Genomic DNA, 20,496 nt, shown 5'->3' on the forward strand with positions numbered 1-20,496 from the left:
TCAGCAACAGCCCGACGCCCCACGTCGGGCTTTCTGCTTGCAGTTTTTCTTATTCTCTTTCGAACAACATTGAAATCCCTTGGCCACCACCAATACACATCGTGACTAACCCGGTGGCAACCTGACGGCGTTCCATTTCATACATTAACTTCACGGGCAAAATAGCCCCACTGGCACCCACTGGGTGACCCAAAGCAATTGCGCCACCATTCACATTCACCTTAGTGCTATCAAGAGATAAATCATTCATAACTGCGATAGCTTGTGCCGCAAATGCTTCATTTAGCTCAATTAAGTCAATGTCTTTTACATTCATCTTGAGCTTTTCCATGAGTCGGCGCGTCGCTGGTGCAGGCCCAAAGCCCATAATGGCAGCTTCACAACCCGCAACTGCCCAATCGACCACTTTCATTTTTGGTTTCAGACCACGTTTTTCTGCTTCTTCACGTCGCATCATCACTAATGCCGCAGCGCCATCATTAATCCCTGACGAGTTTGCCGCCGTGATCACACCGTCGGCTTTAAATGCAGGGCGCAACTTAGCCAATTTGTCACGTGGTGTATCACGTGGATGTTCATCGGTATCAAAAATACGTGTGCCTTTACGGCCTTCCGGTATTTCTACTGGCAATATCTGGTCAGCAAAATAACCCGCTTGAATCGCTTTTAACGCTTTTTGCTGGCTGTCCCATGCAAAATCGTCCATCTCTTCGCGGGTAATATTGAACTGTTCTGCAACGTTTTCTGCAGTCATTCCGTTGTGATAAGGGCCCTCTGGCCAAGTTAGGATGGACGTTAATCCATCCTCGAGCACATCATTCCCCATGCGGTAGCCATAACGCGCTTTGCGTAAGTAGTACGGCAGCATCGTCATATTTTCTGTACCGCATGCCACCACAACATCGGATTGACCAGTCTGCAGTAACATCATGCCATCGGCTAAAGCTTGTAACCCGGAACCACATTGGCGGTTAACCGAATATGCTGTAGTTTCTTTTGGTAGCCCAGCTCGCAGCTGGCAAATACGGGCGATAAAACCACTTTCTGCAATTTGCCCAACATTACCCACAATGACTTCATCGACATCTTCGGGAGCAATTCCAGCTCTTTTCACGGCTTCACGAATAACCGCGGCCCCAAGGTCGTGTTGATGCGTATTTGCAAAGCTTCCTCCCATCGTGCCAATTGCTGTTCTCACACCACTGACAATGACAATATCATTCGCTTGTTTCATTATTTCCCCCTATAACACCATTCCGCCGCCAACATTGATCACTTCCCCATTGATATAACGCGCTTTATCAGAGGCTAAGAATGCAACACATTGGCCGACATCACGTGGATCGCCAGCAAAACCCGCAGGGATCTTGCTAATCATGATGTCCCAAACTTTTTCAGGTACACCACGAGTCATATCTGTATCAATAAATCCTGGGCAAATCGCATTTACTGTGACACCTTTACGGGCTAGTTCACGGCAAGCCGTTTTAGTCAGACCAATAACCCCGGCTTTGGACGCGGCATAGTTGGCTTGCCCAACATTCCCAAGCCAACTCGCCGAGGAAATATTGACAATTCGGCCGCTTCCTTGCTCACGCATTAATTTTGCCGCTTCTTGCATGCAGTTAAATGTCCCTTTCAGATTGATATCAATCACTTTGTCCCAATCATCTTCCGTTAATTTATGCAGCATGCCATCTCGGTTTATCCCCGCATTATTCACCAGTACATCAATCGCCCCAAAATGTGCTAATGCGTTAGAAAATAAGGCATTCACCTCTTCACGTTTAGCAATGTCGCAAGGAATGAAAATGGCTTGATGGCCTTGTTCTTGTAGCTGTTTTGCACTTTCTTCACCTGATGACATGGCTAAATCAGAAATAACAACTTTTGCCCCTTCTTCTGCAAGTACCTGAGCAATCGCAAAACCAATACCTCTTGCAGAACCCGTCACAATGGCAACTTTATCTTTTACTAACATGGATAAATTCCTCTTTAATATTGAAACTACAAATACGAAATCAGACCAAAAGGCGCCTCTTCAAATAATGAAGAGTCCATCACTTTCAGATCAGGCGAAATTTCAGGTACGAAGTCCATATGGGCAAGAATGTCACGCTCTAGGTCAATACCGGGGGCAATTTCAACCAGTACTGGTGTTTTCCCCCCTAAAGTGAACACCGCACGCTCCGTGACAAAATGCATGGTTTGGTTGATATTTCGCGCAACATCCGCATTCCATGAAATTTGCCGTACTTGGTTAACTAACTTTCTAATATCCCCTTCCCGCACAATAGTTAATTGCCCATTTTCACAACGAATATCTAACCCTTTTGCCGTGAACGTCGAGCAAAACACTACGTGCCGAGCATTTTGGGTAATATCAATAAACCCACCTGCACCAGGGCAAATATTGCCTAACAATGTCGCATTGACATGACCACTGGCATCCATTTCCCCTGCGCCCATATAGGTGATATCAACGCCTGCCCCGTTGTAGTACAACATTTGGTCTTGGTGACTAATCATCGCTGACAGGTTACGGCCTATGCCAAAATCAATACCGCCGGCTTGAACGCCCCCCCAGATCCCTGACTCCACGGTAATATCAACCCGCTTGGTTGCATTTTCTTCCTGAATAATTGAACCAATAACATCGTTTGGAATTCCCGTTCCTAAATTAATCACACAGTTTTCATATAGATAACGGCATGCAATTCGCCCAATCAATTTGCGAATATCTAAAGGTAATGGCGTAGTTTGTTGGATAGGCGTACGAATATCACCGCATAGCGTTGGGTCAAAAAACCAGCTTGAGGATTGGCGATGGTCTTCTTCAGGGTTATCACACACGACAATGTGGTCAATAAAGCTGGCGGGAACCGTGACACGCTTAGGATGTAAAGTCCCTTCTTCAACACAATACTTCACTTGTGCAATTACTTTGGCACCAAAGCGTTTAGCAGCCAGTACCGCATGTAAAACTTCTAACGCCATGGCTTCTTCATCGGTGGTGAGGTTACCTTTACTATCCGCATGGGTTCCTCTGATCACCACCACATCTAAAGGAATTTCTGGGTACCATAACCATTCTTCCCCTTTGAAATTCACTTTTTCAACTAAAGGAGGAAGCGCCAACGTTTTAACGTTCATCCTCCCGCCTTCAAGATCAGGGTCGATAAATGTCCCTAACCCCACTTTGGATAAGCGTCCTGGTAAGCCTGCGGCCATTGCGCCATATAAATGCACCATTTGCCCTTGCGGAAGACAATACGCTTCGACTTGATTGTCATTAATCATCTGCATCCATCTAGGCGCTAACCCCCAATGAGAACCAATAATCCGTTTCACCATTCCTTCATGGGCAAAGTGTTGATTCCCGCGAATACGGTTACATTGCCCAGCCGCATGAACGAGAGTTAATTGATTTGGTACGCCCTCGGATAAAAAACGTTGTTCAATTGCCGATAAAATAGATTCAGCAGCACTGGTTAATGTCATTCCCACAGTACAAATTGTATCGCCATTATTAATTAATTTAGCGGCATCTTGTTTAGAAATAAATTTATTATTCATGATAAAACCTACCTGAAGGCTAATATTTCATAGCCCCTTTTTGATTAATTAAAAACTAATTTAGATTTTAGTTATTTAAAGAGTAATAGCGTAATTTCAAATCTTTCTTACTTATTTTCCCATTCCAAGTTCTAGGGAAATTACGTGTAAACATAATTCTTACTGGAACTTTATACGTTGGCACTCTATCTTTTAACCATTCAATAATTTCTTTACTGGTTAAACATACTTGGTTCTCAGGAATAATAAATGCAATGGGTTCTTCGCCATATATTGTACTTTCAATTGGAATGACCGCGACCTCATTAACGCCTGGGTAATTAGAAATCAAATCTTCGATTTCAATAGAATATATTTTTTCTCCACCACGGTTAATCATGTCTTTAATTCGATCTTGAATATAAAGGAAACCATCATCATCCCTATAACCAATATCGCCGGTAAAAAACCAACCATCATTAAACGACGTGCTATTCGCAGGGCTATCAGGCCAATAACGTTGGATAACAACATCCCCCTTAACCCAGATATTGCCAGTACTGTTAGCAGGTTTATCTTCACCTTTATCATCTCTTATGGCCACCTGTAACCCAGGAACCGGAGTGCCTGAGCTCGCCTTTTTATCACTGTACCGAATATCTTCACGAAATACGGTGGCTGGGGATGATGTCTCTGTCAAACCATAAATAGAATGAATGGATGTTTTAGCGAATAGATAAGAAAGCTCTTTAATCGTGCCTTCATTCAAATGACCTGCACCACAAGCAATCATTTTTAATGAATTAAATCTTTCCAGATTAATACTTTTATTTTCTTTTATTTTTTGAATTAATAATATAAACACAGTTGGAGAACCATGTAAGAATGTGATTTTTTCTTTTGCAATTGTTGAAATAATATCTTTTGCATTAAATTTCTTTTGAAGATAAACCGTCCCACCAATATGAATAAATAACGCTAAAATAGCAGAAAGCCCAGTAATATGATAAATCGGTACTGCTAAAATTGTTTTATCGTGTTCAGATAACTTTAATGTTTCCTGATAGGCATATACTGCAGACAATATATTCTTGTGTGTGATCACCGCACCTTTTGGTGCACCTGTTGTACCCGAAGTAAATATCACAACCGCGGGGTCTTCCTCATTAACTTGGTTGGTAAAGTTAATTTCTTCAGTAAGTATTAGATTACGCCACTGAGAAAGACTCATCCCTTTTGTACTGAACTGAGCTAACCATGGTTGATATGTGTCATCCCAAAAAATAGCATCCGCATTAATACAAGATAAATGCTCTTTGCCTTCAAACTCTTTCATTTTAGTACTTAAAGGAATGACCTGAATGCCCAGCCCTACAGCAGCATAAAATAATTGGCAAAATTCAATCGTATTTCCCCAGCCGAGTACTATCCGATCACTTTTTTTCAACTGTGCGGCTGTAGTTAGCCACAACATTGTTTGGTTTACTTTCTCAAGTAATTGGTGATAACTCCAACTTTGCTCTTCAAATACAATCGCAACAGCGTCTGGCTGCACTTTTGCTCTTTGTAATAAGCTTTGGTAGATGTTTGAATTTGGCGCAAGCATGGACACACTCCGATACACCTGAATATGACTGATATGCTATCAATGTATAAAATACACTCCAGCAAATTAGTGCCAATCTTCACAAATTATTCACACCCTTTTTTTATTTGAATTAGTGATCTGCACAACGAATTTGTTAACAATTTTGTTACTTACGTCTTATTTTAAGCGCTGATTTTTATTGAACATGAAGATATTTACCTTTTGTTATTATCTAACCATTCAAAATACATATTAATTTCGATGAATAACTCAACTATGATTGTGCGTATAAACAATAACCCCCAGACTAAAAAGTCGCTCAGCAGTAATACTTAACTCATCTGCTTATCCTCTATATGTTCTTGCACTCTGTGCTATTTAGCCCTCCCACCAAACCAAATACGATAAAAACAGTGGAGAATTCACTAGAGATTGCTACAGTGTAAGACCTTCATAATGAAAAAATTGATGAGAAAAAAATCGCCACCTTTGCAAACGGTTAAGGAGATAACTCATGGCAAACACCCCCTATATTCCCCCAAAAGTCTGGCAATGGGAGCAAGGTAACGGCGGAAAATTCGCCAATATTAATCGTCCAGTTTCCGGTGCAACTCACGAAAAATCTTTACCTATAGGTAAGCACCCACTACAGCTATATTCCTTAGGAACGCCGAACGGGCAAAAAGTCACTATCATGTTAGAGGAGTTATTAGCCCTTGGCATTAAAGAGGCAGAATATGACGCTTGGCTAATTAACATTGGTGAAGGCGACCAATTTAGTTCTGGTTTTGTTGAAATTAACCCTAACTCAAAAATTCCCGCTTTAGTCGACAGAAGCGGCAAGGAGCCTATCCGAGTATTTGAGTCAGGCTCGATTCTGACCTATTTAGCCGAAAAATTTTCTGCTTTTTTACCCACAACTCAGCCGGAACGAGCTGAAACCTTATCCTGGTTATTTTGGCAAATGGGCTCAGCACCTTTTGCTGGTGGCGGTTTTGGGCATTTTTATGCCTACGCACCTGAAAAGTTTGAATACCCAATTAACCGCTTTGCCATGGAAACTAAACGTCAATTAGATGTGTTAGACAAGCGTTTAGCAGAACATAAATATGTTGCAGGGGAAAACTACAGCATCGCTGATATCGCCATCTGGCCATGGTACGGTGCATTAGTGAAAGGTTGGCTTTATGATGCCGCAGAATTTCTATCTGTCCATGAATATAAAAATGTTATTCGTTGGGCTGATGAAATCTATGCACGCCCAGCAGTACAGCGAGGTCGCCGGGTTAATCGCCTACAAGGTGACCCTGCACAACAAGTACGCGAACGCCACGATGCGAGTGATATAAGCTAGTTATTAAGTTTATTACCATTACCAATACTGAGATTTATCGATTTTAAGTCTCAGTATTCCCCAACTAGCACAGTATTATTCCCCTAAAACCAAATACCCTTGGTTAAAGTCACAACTGTTTAAATAACATATCCCCATTAAAATATCTAAATATGAAGGTAATAAATCACATTCAGATAGTCTTATTTATACAATTAATACTAATTCTATTAGTATCCCTCCAAAAATAATGTTCCAAAATGAACAGAAATATCTTAATAAATGCAAAATTCACAACCATTTTAGTAAGAATAATCTTATATTGATATTTTGTTTCAAAAAAAATCATATTAACAATATGTTATAAAAATAACCATTCAATTGATAATGTTTTTTATTTTTATTTAAGATTCAAGCTATTAAACAAGTCATTATTAGAGCATCACTTATTTAGCTTGTAATTAGATACATGTATTGTAATTAATCGATTTTATTGATTTAGCATACTGATTATTTATATTTAGAAAATACCTTTATCAAGAGTAATCTATATTCACAAATTAAACAGCAATCCAAAAATTGAAATTTAAATTGGTATCCTAATAAAATGAAGGACTCTATTTTTACTTGCTTAACTGTTTTAGAAAACAAAAAAAACATTACGCATATAGTTGCCAAGAATATTGGTAAAAAAATTAAATTGCTAAGATCAGAATATCAGTTAAGTGGATCTGATTTAGCCAGAATTATAGGTATATCTCAACAACAATTATCACGTTACGAAAATGGCCTTAGTGATATATCAACATCTAAAATCATGTTGATATCCGTGTATTTTAAGGTAGATGTCTGTTACTTCTTTAAAAAAGATTAACTCATCATATTTTCAATCCTCACATTTAGGTAAAGCAAATGAATGATGAAGAAAATGTAAATATAAAATTAGGATATTTAATAAAAAGATTGAGAAAGAAAAAAGGAATTAGTGGAGCTGAATTAGCAAAAAAACTAAATGTAAGTCAACAACAAGTATCAAGATATGAGCGAGGAGCAACAAAACTAAGTTTTGAAAAATTAATCGAGTTAACAATCCATATTGACCTAGATTTATCTAAATTAAAGTCAGAAATTGAAAAAGAAATCTTATATATCAATGATTCAAGAGCATTATTGTAATATTCAATGACAAACGAAATTATTATTAATTAATAGCAATTAACTCTGATTGTTATTAATTAATCTCACTATGAAATTAACATAATGAGATTAACAATAATCATATTTATATATTTAACAGTAAAGGAAAAGATTGATGAAAATCAAAAGTATTGCAATGGCAACCTTATTAGTTTTAGGCGGCGCTTCTGCAGCAAATGCGGCTGACCAAGGCCACGGTAAAGTTACTTTTAAAGGTGCGATTATTGAAGCACCATGTTCAATTGCACCAGAAAGTATTGACCAAACAATTGAATTAGGCCAAATCTCTAATATGGCTTTAGCCGATGGCGGAAAATCATCACCTAAGGCATTTGAGATCGCACTACAAAACTGTAACGTTAGCAGCTTAACTAAAGGTGTTCAATTAACCTTTACTGGTGCATCTGCTGCATTCGATGAAGATAATAAAACGTTAGGTATTGTAGGTACAGGTAGTGGTGCAGGCGTTCAAATCACTAGCGGTAACGGTGAAGTTGTTACGATTAATACAGCAACGCCATTCCAACAAATTCAGGATGGTAGTAACACATTACAATTCTCTGCATACCTGAAAGGTAATGGTGGTGATGTTTCAACTATTACTGCTGGTGAATTCAGTTCCGTAGCAGACTTCACTTTATCTTACGAATAAAATTAGCCACCTTCTAATTTTAACCTAAAAACACATGGATAGGTTTTTAGGTTCATTGGGCATAATGATAGAGCGAAAATATGCTATATAAATTTTCATGGTTGACATTCATTCTATTATTAGGAACTAGTTTGTCATCATATTGTTCGGCTGAATCATTAATTACAATGAATGGAAGTATTATTGAGACCGCCTGTTCTATTGATATAAGTAGCAGAGATCAAACCATTGAAATGGGAAGCTTATCTATATCGCAAATGATTCGTGATGGCCAAAGTAACAAAAAAAAATTTTCAATAAAATTAATTAATTGTGTACTCGAAAGAACTGAAACAAAAAAACCAAACTGGCAATATTTTACAGTAACATTTGATGGAGTTCATGATGGTAATTTGTTTACTGTCAATGGACAAGCAGAAGGGTTTGGCATTGAAATTAGTAGTGCTGATGGTGAAGTCGTTTATCCAGGAAAGGTAATGTCATCGCAAGAATTAACTGATGGCAATCGTGATTTAAATTACAACCTACGATTAATAAGAAATAATAAAGTTTTAGAACCAGGTAATTACTTTAGTCTAATAAAGTATAAATTAGATTATGAGTAATATCGAAAATAACGCTGTCCACATGAACATTTTTCCAAATAGGAGACACCTTCTCTTATTATAAATGAGTTTGAATAAGGTCAAGTATAATGGCGCATCATAAAATCCATATTAAATTATCATCAGCTAATCGATTATATATATTAGCTGGCATGATAACTATCATCTGTAATACTGGATTCGCCTCTACTAATATAGAATTTAATACAGATATTTTAGATATAAATGATCGTGCTAATATTGATCTAAGCCGTTTCTCTAAAACTGGTTATTTTATGCCAGGAGAATACACTTTTAGTGTTCATGTAAACAAGAATATATTATCTGAGCAAAGTATTTTTTATTATAACTCAGATGAAGATATTGATGACAGTAAAGTATGTTTAGATCCCAGCTTAGTTGATAAGTTTGGACTAAAGCCCAAAATATTATCATCGTTGACCTGGTGGCATAATGACTCCTGCCTAGATTTAAACAGCTTATCTGGTGCAACTACAAAGGCCGATTTATCGACATCAACGCTATATATTAATATTCCTCAAGCCTATTTAGAATATACAGCAGATAATTGGGATCCACCCACTCGTTGGGAAGATGGTATATCGGGAGCTTTATTTGATTACAATCTAAACGCGCAAGCGAATCAACAGATACGTAGTCACCAAAGTACAAGCTATACCACTAATGGTAACGGAGTGGCAGGAATAAATTTAGGTCCATGGAGATTCAGAGCTGATTGGCAAACGCGGTTTGAGAAGCGTCCATCTTCTGAGTCAACACATTCTTTTGATTGGAATCGTTTTTATATTTTTCGGGATATCAAATCATTAGGAGCAAAGCTAACATTTGGTGAATCTTATTTAAATTCCGATATTTTCGACAGTTTTAGATTCACAGGGCTCAGTTTAGTTACTGATATTAATATGTTGCCCCCCAATTTAAGGGGATATGCTCCTGAAGTTACAGGAGTGGCCAATAGTAATGCAACCGTTATTATTAGCCAACAAGGCCGCACTATTTACCAAACTCAAGTTGCTGCTGGCCCCTTTCGCATTCAAGATCTCAATGATGCTTTATCGGGTGAATTAGATGTAAGAGTAGAGGAACAAAATGGTAAAACGCAAACTTTTACAGTAAATACCTCGAGTATTCCCTACCTTACTCGACCAGGGCAAGTTCGTTATAAAATTGCTGCAGGGCGACCTAGTGATTCCAATCATCGAATTAATGGTGATAATTTCGCTAGCGGCGAGTATTCGTGGGGAATTAATAATGGTTGGTCTTTATATGGTGGCACGATTGCTTCACAAAAATATATCTCAGCAACGTTGGGAATTGGTCGCGATCTCATGCAATTTGGAGCTCTTTCATTTGATGCGACAAGAACACATGCAAAAATTAAAGAAATCACTTCAAATAACGAAACGAGTTATAACGGAAACTCTTATAGATTGAGTTATTCAAAGCGTTTTGAATATTTTAACAGCCAAGTTACCTTTGCGGGTTATCGTTTTTCAGAAAAAGACTTTATGAGTATGTCTGAATACCTCAATGCAAAAATGAGTGGCGTTCGACAATATAATAGCAAAGAGATGTATACCATTTCTTATAATCAACAGTTTAGCGACAGTGGATTGAGCACATACTTAAATTTTTACCACCAGACATATTGGAATCAACCCGATAATAACCGCTATAGTTTATCATTAGCTAAATATTTTGATCTCGGAAAATTTAAAAATTTAAGCGTTAACTTGACAGCATTCCGTACTAGCTACCAAAACACAAATGATGATGGCGTTTATATTGCGTTATCTGTGCCTTGGGGTGAAACCTCTACAGTCAGTTTTAACAGTAGCTGGGATAAAAGTAATACAACGCAGAATATAAATTATTATGACCGCATTAATGAGCGTAGTAACTACCAAATTAATACTGGGGTCGCACGGTCAGGAGCAATTATTGGCGGGTACTATACATATCAAGGTGATATGGCTCAGGTTAATGCAAATGCGACATACCAACAGAATCGTTACCGTTCCGCCGGGCTATCAATACAAGGTGGATTAACGGCAACACAACATGGGGTAGCACTCCATAGAAGTAACCAATTGGGTGCTTCGCGTGTTTTTGTTGACACCAGTGGTGTCCCGAACATCCCTTTGCGTGGTAATGGAATTGTGACACGGTCAAATTATTTTGGCAAAGCTGTCATTGCTGATGTTAATAGCTATTACCGTAGCAATATTAATGTGGATTTGAATCTTTTACCTAATAAGGCAGAAATTACCCATTCTGTAAAACAAGGGACATTGACAGAAGGCGCTATTGGCTATCGCCAGTTTGATGTTATAACAGGTAACAGCGCAATGGCGACTATTCGTTTATCGGATAATAGTGCTCCTCCATTTGGCGCTATTGTATTAAATGCACGTAAACAGCAAGTTGGAATAATTAGTGATGAAGGTAGCGTTTATTTATCAGGTTTAAATCCTAAAGAAAAATTGAATATTTCTTGGGATAATGAAATACAGTGCAATATAACATTACCGGATAGTGTTTCATCAGAAATAAATTTAGCAAATACATTACTATTACCATGTATAAAATAACATTTCACACATGTCATTATAAAACCATTAATGCTAGTTATTTAAACCAATAAAGTAAGCAATAATATATTTTATCAAATTAAACTTAAAGAGATTATATCGTTTATGAAAAAATTAAATATAAATAAAAAGGATACCCATCCTAACCAAAAATTAGTTAATAGTTATAAAGTTATATTGGCAGCTATTTTTTTGATGAGTATATCGACAGCAAATGCGGCTATCTCCTTAGATCGCACTCGTGCAATTATTAATGGTAATGAGAAATCGATTAGCCTGAATATTAGTAATGAAAATAAAACATTACCTTATCTTGCTCAAGGTTGGATTGAAAATGCACAGGGTGAAAAAATTAATGATCCATTTACTGTTTTACCTCCAGTACAACGTGTTGAGCCTGGAGATAAAAGTCAAATAAGAATTCAACCCTTAGCTAGCATAGAAAAATTACCGCAAGATATTGAGTCAGTATATTATTTTAATTTACGTGAGATTCCACCGAGAAGTGATAAAGCAAATACGTTGCAACTTGCATTACAAACACGAATAAAACTTTTTTATAGGCCAACACCTATCATTCAAACTAAGAATGATATCGATAACCCATGGCAAGAAAAATTGGTTTTAAAACAGCAAGGCGGCAAATATATTGCATTTAATCCGACGCCTTATTATATAACCATTATTGATGCAGCAAAGAAAATTAAAGGTGATACCGTAAAAGGCTTCGAGCCAATTATGATCGCTCCCAAAAATAGCCAGCCGTTAGGTGTCGATGTTGCAACATTAGGTAATACCCCAGTACTAACATATATCAATGACTATGGTGGCCGTCCTAATCTTAGTTTTAACTGCCAAGCAAATGAATGCAAGGTATCTCCAAGTAATAAATAATCTATCTATCAAATAGTAATAGAGGAAGGTATGAGTAAAATAGTGAGTTATAGCGCTCCTTTAATAGGGATTATTTTCAGTACACTTGCCTTTCAGACATTAGCTACTGATATTGGTAAAGTTGATAATTGGGATGTTGATGGTGCCAATGGTGTTTTACAGGTTAGAGGTGTGCTTACCGAAAGTGCATGTAGATTAGCCACGCAATCTGCATTTCAAACAGTAGATTTGGGCACAAATAGTTCTTCAGCATTTAAATTTCTAGGGCATAAAGGCACACCTGTTCCTTTTAATATTCAATTAGAAGATTGTTTAAGGAGTGAAAGTCGTAATCATGATCAACAAGGTAATATAACTTGGAGCTCTGACATACCAGCCGTAAGAATTCGTTTTCTTGCTGTATCAGATAATACAGATAGCAAATTAATAAAAGTAAATGGTGCTGAAGGCATTGCTCTTGAGTTAAATGATGAAAATTTTAAAAAAATTAAACCAGGTGTTTTTACTAGGCCAAAACTATTATCAATGGGCAATAATAAATTAACCTATTACATTACTCCGGTGAGAATTAATAGTCATTTTAATGCTGGTAACTATCAAGCAAATATAAGATTCCAATTAGTCTATGACTAGGATAAAAATATGAAACCATCATATCAATACCTATTATTTAAATCGCAGGTTTTTATTAGCATTATTTCTATATTAATATGTTTTAATACAGCCAGCGCTTCAATGGCTTCTATTGGTTTAACAATTACAGTCATAGAACCCCCTAATTGTAGTTTTGTAGGAGGAAATACATTAAATGTTGACTTTGGCGATGTCCAGCAAGATTTAATCGATGGGGCATCATATAAAAAAACGAATGTTAACTACAATTTACAATGCACAAATTTATCTACTAATCTATTAAAAATGAAATTGAGTTGGACTAACTTTAGAGTTAATGGTGTTGATGCAATAAAAACGAATAGAGATAACCTTGGTATCGCCATTTATCAAGATAATAATATAGTATCCAACAATTCAAATATTCATTTTATTTATGGTGCTATGCCCTCTATTTATGCTGTTCCCATAAAACCAAGTGGTTCAATGCTAAGTGACGCTGGGGATTTTAATGCAGAAATGATTATGACAATTGAATATCAATAAATTAAGAGCCAATATGAAAATTAAATTTTTATATATATTAATAGTTTTTAGTGCTTTTTCTTATTCATCTTCACTCACTGTGGAGTTTAATGGAAATCTAATTATCACGCCTCCTGAATGCATTTTAAATAACAGTCAAAAATCAATGATTCATTTTGGAGATATCTTATTAAGCAGGATTGATGGAGTAAATTATAAGCATAAATTACCTTTTGAATTAACTTGCACTAATTTAGCCATGAATAACCTAACGTTAAGTATTCAAGGTGACCCTAGTAATTTTAATAATGGCATTCTCAAGACCAGTAACCCAAAGCTAGGATTAAGCTTCTATATTAATGGTATAAAACAAGATATTAATAAAAAAATAAATTTTAATTATTTAGAATTACCATCATTAGAGGTTAGTCCTGTACAAAATGTTGCAACAAGTTTTGATGGTTCCGATGGCGGAGATTTCACTGCACTAGCAACTCTTAATGTGGACTATCAATAATGAAAAACAACTCAATAAATAATAAAATTCAGTATCAGATATGTTGTTTTCTTTTAATATTCTTAGCAAATATAACCTATGCTAATTGGGGATTTGATGGTTCGTTAATTATACCGCCAAAATGTCGATTAAGTCATAGCGATCCTATCAAAGTTTCATTTGGTAAAGTCGGTGTTAATAAGGTTGATGGAATACACTATAAGGAAAAAATTCCTTATGAACTTATTTGCGATGGCGATCTAACACAACCTTGGAATATCTCTTTAACATTATCTGGTATAGCAGCAGGTGCAGGTTTTGATGATGCAACACTGCAAGTTAAATCTGATCAAAATGGAAATAATGTAGGTATCCAAATTCAAAAGGATGGACAACCTATCACTTTAAATAAAGCATTTGTAATTGATCAAAAGACATTACCCGCTTTATCCGCTGTTATTGTCAAAAAAGCAGGAACTAAACTTATTGGAGACACATTCAATGCTACAGCGACATTAACCATTACATTTCAATAGGAATTATGATGTTCTCGACAATAAAATATTATAATTTATTATTTTTAACAGTATTTATATGCTACTCCTTACCATCTATGGCCGAAACAATTAATTTTGATGGTATATTTGTTGAAGATACTTGTGACCTATATCCCGGAGATGAACTAATTACATTAGATTTCGGAACAATCGCAGATAAATATCTTTATTTAAATAGCCGCACGCTAAGTGAATCATTTAGTATTCGATTAATTAACTGTGACTTATCTTTAGGTCGTGAAATTAATGCTTCATTTAATGGCAATGAAAACTCTTTTTTACCTGGATATCTTGCACTAGACCCAGCAAGCCAAGCTAATGGTATTGCTATTGGTTTAGAAACAGATACTGGAGAAAAAATCGATATAAACAAAAAAGATCACACACAAAAATTGTCAGCAGGTAATAACGAAATAAAACTTAAAGCCTTTATCCAAGGAGAGCATTCTGCATTAGCAAATAAAACAATTTCATATGGAACATTTATATCAACGTTAACATTCTTTTTAGAATACAACTAAAAGTATAAAAGCTACATTTAAATCATAGGTATTCAAAAATGAAAATCTCAGCAATAATTCGCGATTATAAAGCTACAGTAATAAAAATAATTTTTATTACTGTATCAATCTTTATTTATAATATAAATGCTTATTCTGTAAGTTGGGGCGCATTTACTCAAAGAAATGGTAATGATGTTACTATTCAATGGGGATGGCCTAATGAAGATAGCAATAGTGTAATTTGCTTTAATCCATCAGGTTGTGTTGTAACCGTTGGCCCATATGATTACCGGGGATCTAGCGCTGATCCTAAAACATTTGGAGGTATAAATTTACCCTATGGCATGCAACAAAAAGTCATCATCCGCAATAATGGGACGGCACTGGATGCTTTTAATGCTTGGAAACTACAATACGGCACCGCCAATACACAAACAGTTACTGGCATGTGGGGTAATTATCCAAATACAGACTTCTCATCGGTTTGTTACGGGTTCCAAGTTTTTCAAATCTCAACTTGGGGAACTTCTTATGGCACTTTATTGCCTAGTGCTGCCTGTGGGGTAGTACCGCCATCAAACACTTCTTGTAATTTTAGCTTCCCTACGAGTATTGATCTGGGTTCCGCAGTTAGTGGCCAAAATGGCTCTTGGTCTGGAGAAGCTACAGGGGCTTTTAGCTGCACCAATATTGTTGATATAAGGGCTAGCTTATTAGCTACTCCCTATTTAAGTAATCTTCCTGTTGATATTTCAGTCAATCAAGTTTCACTGGATATCAATAATAAGAGCGTTGCTAGAGGGCAAATAGCACCACTTAATTTTAAGGCAACCACAACAGGTAAGTTCACATCTGCAGGTAAGTTTAACGCTAATGCAGTTATTTTGTTTTCTTTCAATTAGCAAACACATTACTAATATGAATGTTAAATAAATAAAGCACAGCAAGAACTGCCAATAATAACTTTATTAACTGATAGTTACCTATAAAAGCAAAGCCGTTCCTGTACCTTAATGGCCCAATAGTGAAAGAGGGTTAGTCCTCCTCTTCCACTTGCCCTTTAAACTCTTCTTGTGAAACCAAATGTACCCCTATATATCGCTGATAACGTGCGGGTTTTAATTTGGTTAAGTCCACCAGTACCAAGCCATCGATACAATCATTGAATGCGGGGTCTGTACCGAAATCCATAAACTGTACGCCACCCGGCTCGCATAATTCAGTATATTGCTTATAAAGCGTCGGAATTGAACAGCCAATGTTATTGAGTAAGCTTTTCAATTTAACTAAATCTTCGTGGTAATTGCCCCCTGAAAATTGGGCTAATACCTGTGGCAAAGAAGCTGGATACGGCTGATGTGACTGTGCAATGCTGTGTTGCGCCGAAAAATAGAGCCGATAAAAAGTAATCAGTAAGTCACGCGCCGCAATCGGCATTGAGCCAGACATAGATACAGGACCAAAAAGATAGCGATATTGTGGGTATTTCGCCAAATACGCGCCAATACCTAACCATAAATAATCTAAACCCCGTTTTCCCCAATATTTAGGCTGAATAAAGCTCCGACCAAGCTCAATACCTTGCGCTAATATTGGCATCATGGCTTGGTCATAATGAAATAAGCTAGAGCTGTAAATACCCTGCAAACCTTTGGTCTCAATTTGCTTTTTAGTGGGTATAAACCGATAAGCCCCTACAATATCAAGTTCACTTTCATCCCATAATACCAGATGATAATAATCGTTATCATAGCTGTCTAAATCACGGCGCTTACCTGAGCCTTCCCCTACAGCACGAAATGCAATTTCGCGTAATCGCCCTATTTCTCGCAAAATCGGCGACCTTACTTCTTGGTTTCGGTGATAAAGGTAAATCGCTTTCCCATCAGGGGATGTTCCTAGCCGCTCACATGCCACCAACGCTTTTTTTAATTCAATTCTGTCTTCTGGTAAAGCAATTGGTGATTCGCTGGTAAATAGCCCTTCCTTACCTTTTCCCAACAAATAGACATGGCGACGAAAGCGCCCTGCTAGCTCATGAGCCGCTGTATGGCCATCATGCCAATGAATAAATGGGATGCTGCCACCAATACGAATTTTTAATCTTTTTCCTCGCTGCTTAAACATTTCCCTGACTAACATTAAAGTCGATAACGGCTTGTAAACCAACGAGGTTAAATAGAATAAATGGCTATTTCGCCCTTGAATATGAATGGGGACAATAGGTGCTCTGGCCTTTGCGGCTAAACGCAAAAAACCTGTACGCCAGTGGCCATCACGAACCCCTTTACGGCCAAACCGAGAGACTTCACCCGCAGGAAACACAATTAATGCCCCTTGTTTGTCCAAATGCCGTTGCATTGCTTCAACCTGCTGCCGACTGGTTCGGTTATTCATGTTGTCCACTGAAATAAATAAGCTTTTTAGTGGCTCTATATAATTGAGGAACTGATTTGCCACGATTTTGACATCAGGACGAACGGCAGCAACTGCACGTAATAGTGCAAGACCATCGAGTGAGCCTATCGGGTGGTTAGCAACTAAGACAACAGGACCTTGAGTTGGAATATTTTCTAAGTCTCCCTCAACCATTTCGCAAGAAATATCAAAGAACTCCATGATTTGTTCAATAAGATCCAAGCCCTTTAAGTGCGGATAATCTTGGGCAAATTGGTGAAATTCTTGTTCAAACAGCAGCTTTTTTAATAAACGACGTTTCCATTTGCCTGGTGTTTGATGAGGAAAAATATCGTGCAGCAGGGTATCGACACTAAACATAATGCTATCTCCTAACTGAGTTACGACGAACTTAAGTCAGACTCATAACAACAATATGTTTATTTTATGACAAAATGGTGAAAGCACAAAAATGATGATGTAGATCATTATTTTTCATTTACTAATATTATAGTTATCTAAAATCAATAATTTTTCCGAATATTGCTTTCTTGAATAATTTATATTTTACTCATTTTATAATATGCATTTATTCCACAACAATTAAAAAAGTATAAAACTAAATTTTTTGATTAGTTTTACTTAATTTATTTGAATAATTCAGAATTTATTATTTATAAATACCCACCAATTAAATTGAACTAAAAATTTATTACAATAAGATCAGAAACAAACAATACCCTTTAAATTCAATTAAATAAAAATTAATTATAAGTTTAATTTTTAACTTTTTTCTTATTGATAGGCAAATCTTATTTCAGCAATTGCTTAAACCGATGGCCATCATTGATAAAAATCAAGAACCTCTCGACCTTATTTATACATGATAGTCCGGCTGTAGAATTATATTAATTAAAAAATATTTAAATATATTTGACCGCAATCTTTCAAGGATAGTGTAATGAAAAAACTTACTCGCATTACGGTCGCTGTCATATTTTTGCTTTTACTCGGTTATTTTGGGTTATCTGGATATGTGTGGTATCACGATAATCAACGAAGAGAAAATAATGACATTCAGACATCTAAAATTGCAGAAAATAATCAAGTTCTCAAATTCTTCGCTGAAAAGGGATGCGATTACTGTCACACGCCGTCAACTGATTTACCTGCCTACGCATCGTTCCCCATTGCTAAGCAACTGATGGAATACGATATTCAGCTAGGTTATAAATCATTCAACCTTGAGGCTGCTCGCGCTGCACTCATCGCAGGAGAACCTGTACCACAAAGTGAATTAAATAAAATTGAGTGGGTTATGCAGAACCACACCATGCCGCCAACTCGTTATGTTGCACTTCATTGGGCAAGTAGCGTCAGTGATGAAGAGCGTAATAGCCTTTTGAATTGGATAGCTAAACAGCGAGAAGAGCACTATGCCAGCCAAGATACCGCTGCTGAGCACCGTAACGAACCAATTCAACCAATTCCAAAATCACTAGATGTTGATGATGCAAAAGTCGCATTAGGTTTCCGCTTGTATCATGATGCGCGCCTGTCAGGGGATAGCACGATTTCTTGTGCTCACTGCCACGCACTCAATGCAGGTGGTGTTGATGGCCGTAAAACATCAATTGGTGTTGGTGGCGCAGTAGGCCCAATCAATGCGCCAACGGTGTTTAACTCTGTATTTAATGTCGAGCAATTTTGGGATGGTAGAGCGCCTGATTTACAAGCGCAAGCCGGTGGCCCACCATTAAATCCTATCGAAATGGCATCAAAATCATGGGATGAAATCATTGAAAAATTGGATAAAGACCCTGTCTTAAAACAAGATTTTAATGGGGTTCTACGCCGGAACCGCCGAAATTTCCGACATTGAGTCAAAGAAAGTATAAGTAATTGACTGGTATGTTCTTTCTATTTGCTTATGCACTCTAATATCATTGATAACGAGTGACCTTAATATAGAAGGTCACGAATCATCTTTGTTTTCTAACTCTGATTTTGGGGGAAGCTGCTGCCAAACTTTTTTTCTTTTGCTTTAAGGCACGTCTCAAACCAATTGACATCGGTATCTTCAAGCTCTTGTTCTATTACTAAGGTCTCGAGCCTTTTTGCCTTAATTTTTGGCTAATACGGGAGAGCCCATGGTATTTATTTAATAATTCGCGAGTGATGCTGCCAACTTACTGATTTAGTGTATGATGGTGTTTTTGAGGTGCTCCAGTGGCTTCTGTTTCTATCAGCTGTCCCTCCTGTTCAGCTACTGACGGGGTGGTGCGTAACGGCAAAAGCACCGCCGGACATCAGCGCTATCTCTGCTCTCACTGCCGTAAAACATGGCAACTGCAGTTCACTTACACCGCTTCTCAACCCGGTACGCACCAGAAAATCATTGATATGGCCATGAATGGCGTTGGATGCCGGGCAACTGCCCGCATTATGGGCGTTGGCCTCAACACGATTTTACGTCACTTAAAAAACTCAGGCCGCAGTCGGTAACCTCGCGCATATAGCCGGGCAGTGACGTCATCGTCTGCGCGGAAATGGACGAACAGTGGGGCTATGTCGGGGCTAAATCGCGCCAGCGCTGGCTGTTTTACGCGTATGACAGGCTCCGGAAGACGGTTGTTGCGCACGTATTCGGTGAACGCACGATGGCGACGCTGGGGCGTCTTATGAGCCTGCTGTCACCCTTTGACGTGGTGATATGGATGACGGATGGCTGGCCGCTGTATGAATCCCGCCTGAAGGGAAAGCTGCACGTAATCAGCAAGCGATATACGCAGCGAATTGAGCGGCATAACCTGAATCTGAGGCAGCACCTGGCACGGCTGGGACGGAAGTCGCTGTCGTTCTCAAAATCGGTGGAGCTGCATGACAAAGTCATCGGGCATTATCTGAACATAAAACACTATCAATAAGTTGGAGTCATTACATAATTCGCGATAGAATGAAACATTAATG

The 20,496-nt window shown here is 37.6% G+C and carries 18 protein-coding genes and 2 pseudogenes; 15 read left to right on the forward strand and 5 right to left on the reverse strand.

Annotated elements, in window-relative coordinates:
• Positions 1-49 precede the first annotated feature (49 nt).
• The 4 genes from FVA69_RS18480 to FVA69_RS18495 form a co-directional block, all read right to left on the reverse strand.
• A complete protein-coding gene (locus FVA69_RS18480) occupies positions 50-1,234 on the reverse strand; it encodes a thiolase family protein (RefSeq protein ID WP_109912755.1) in 1,185 nt (394 codons plus the stop codon).
• A gap of 9 nt (positions 1,235-1,243) precedes the next feature.
• Entirely contained in the window at positions 1,244-1,981 is a 738-nt protein-coding gene (fabG, locus tag FVA69_RS18485; RefSeq protein ID WP_004907760.1) for a 3-oxoacyl-ACP reductase FabG, read from the reverse strand.
• A 26-nt stretch (positions 1,982-2,007) separates the two neighbouring features.
• The gene (locus tag FVA69_RS18490; RefSeq protein WP_109912756.1) at positions 2,008-3,576 is read right to left on the reverse strand and encodes an acyl CoA:acetate/3-ketoacid CoA transferase; all 1,569 of its coding nucleotides are present in this window, start codon (positions 3,574-3,576) and stop codon (positions 2,008-2,010) included.
• A 67-nt stretch (positions 3,577-3,643) separates the two neighbouring features.
• On the reverse strand, positions 3,644-5,161 hold the full coding sequence (locus FVA69_RS18495; protein WP_117162604.1) for a class I adenylate-forming enzyme family protein: 1,518 nt from the start codon (positions 5,159-5,161) through the stop codon (positions 3,644-3,646).
• 496 nt (positions 5,162-5,657) lie between these two features.
• On the opposite strand from FVA69_RS18495, the gene yghU reads away from it, so the two are divergent.
• The 13 genes from yghU (at position 5,658) to FVA69_RS18560 (ending at position 16,031) form a co-directional block, all read left to right on the forward strand.
• The gene (gene yghU, locus FVA69_RS18500) at positions 5,658-6,497 is read left to right on the forward strand and encodes a glutathione-dependent disulfide-bond oxidoreductase (RefSeq protein ID WP_109912758.1); all 840 of its coding nucleotides are present in this window, start codon (positions 5,658-5,660) and stop codon (positions 6,495-6,497) included.
• A gap of 586 nt (positions 6,498-7,083) precedes the next feature.
• Positions 7,084-7,350, forward strand: coding sequence for a helix-turn-helix domain-containing protein (locus FVA69_RS18505; RefSeq protein WP_109912759.1), 267 nt, complete (start codon positions 7,084-7,086; stop codon positions 7,348-7,350).
• 38 nt (positions 7,351-7,388) lie between these two features.
• A complete protein-coding gene (locus tag FVA69_RS18510) occupies positions 7,389-7,652 on the forward strand; it encodes a helix-turn-helix domain-containing protein (protein WP_109912760.1) in 264 nt (87 codons plus the stop codon).
• 136 nt (positions 7,653-7,788) lie between these two features.
• On the forward strand, positions 7,789-8,325 hold the full coding sequence (locus tag FVA69_RS18515; RefSeq protein WP_109912761.1) for a fimbrial protein: 537 nt from the start codon (positions 7,789-7,791) through the stop codon (positions 8,323-8,325).
• Between the two features lie 131 nt (positions 8,326-8,456).
• Positions 8,457-8,930, forward strand: coding sequence for a fimbrial protein (locus FVA69_RS18520; protein WP_228367289.1), 474 nt, complete (start codon positions 8,457-8,459; stop codon positions 8,928-8,930).
• 89 nt (positions 8,931-9,019) lie between these two features.
• Complete coding sequence (locus FVA69_RS18525) at positions 9,020-11,542, forward strand: outer membrane usher protein (RefSeq protein WP_162598846.1); 2,523 nt, start codon at positions 9,020-9,022, stop codon at positions 11,540-11,542.
• Positions 11,543-11,647: 105 nt separating this feature from the next.
• Positions 11,648-12,436, forward strand: a complete 789-nt coding sequence (locus tag FVA69_RS18530) for a fimbria/pilus periplasmic chaperone (RefSeq protein WP_164529208.1) — start codon at positions 11,648-11,650, stop codon at positions 12,434-12,436.
• 30 nt (positions 12,437-12,466) lie between these two features.
• Positions 12,467-13,069: a fimbrial protein gene (locus FVA69_RS18535; RefSeq protein ID WP_110731624.1), complete on the forward strand. Its 603-nt coding sequence runs from the start codon at positions 12,467-12,469 to the stop codon at positions 13,067-13,069.
• A 9-nt stretch (positions 13,070-13,078) separates the two neighbouring features.
• On the forward strand, positions 13,079-13,594 hold the full coding sequence (locus FVA69_RS18540) for a fimbrial protein (RefSeq protein WP_227024196.1): 516 nt from the start codon (positions 13,079-13,081) through the stop codon (positions 13,592-13,594).
• A gap of 13 nt (positions 13,595-13,607) precedes the next feature.
• Positions 13,608-14,090, forward strand: coding sequence for a fimbrial protein (locus tag FVA69_RS18545; RefSeq protein ID WP_227024195.1), 483 nt, complete (start codon positions 13,608-13,610; stop codon positions 14,088-14,090).
• Positions 14,090-14,605 (forward strand): fimbrial protein, encoded by a 516-nt coding sequence (locus FVA69_RS18550; RefSeq protein ID WP_110731623.1) that lies wholly within the window; start codon positions 14,090-14,092, stop codon positions 14,603-14,605. The genes FVA69_RS18545 and FVA69_RS18550 overlap by 1 nt, the downstream gene beginning before the upstream one ends.
• A 77-nt stretch (positions 14,606-14,682) precedes the next feature.
• Positions 14,683-15,147, forward strand: coding sequence for a fimbrial protein (locus FVA69_RS18555; protein ID WP_227024194.1), 465 nt, complete (start codon positions 14,683-14,685; stop codon positions 15,145-15,147).
• Between the two features lie 38 nt (positions 15,148-15,185).
• Complete coding sequence (locus FVA69_RS18560) at positions 15,186-16,031, forward strand: hypothetical protein (RefSeq protein WP_109912767.1); 846 nt, start codon at positions 15,186-15,188, stop codon at positions 16,029-16,031.
• Between the two features lie 133 nt (positions 16,032-16,164).
• Here the strand turns inward: FVA69_RS18560 and FVA69_RS18565 are convergent, their stop codons facing one another.
• Entirely contained in the window at positions 16,165-17,907 is a 1,743-nt protein-coding gene (locus FVA69_RS18565) for a lysophospholipid acyltransferase family protein (RefSeq protein WP_164529209.1), read from the reverse strand.
• A 580-nt stretch (positions 17,908-18,487) separates the two neighbouring features.
• Between FVA69_RS18565 and FVA69_RS18570 the strand changes: the two are divergent.
• Together FVA69_RS18570 and FVA69_RS18575 are read left to right on the forward strand one after the other, a co-directional pair.
• A pseudogene (locus FVA69_RS18570) lies at positions 18,488-19,366 on the forward strand (cytochrome c peroxidase); the annotation flags it as partial.
• Between the two features lie 389 nt (positions 19,367-19,755).
• Positions 19,756-20,453 (forward strand): annotated as a pseudogene (locus FVA69_RS18575) (IS1-like element IS1A family transposase).
• Positions 20,454-20,496 lie beyond the last annotated feature (43 nt).

This window comes from Providencia sp. PROV004, assembly GCF_011045615.1.
Classification (GTDB): domain Bacteria; phylum Pseudomonadota; class Gammaproteobacteria; order Enterobacterales; family Enterobacteriaceae; genus Providencia; species Providencia rettgeri.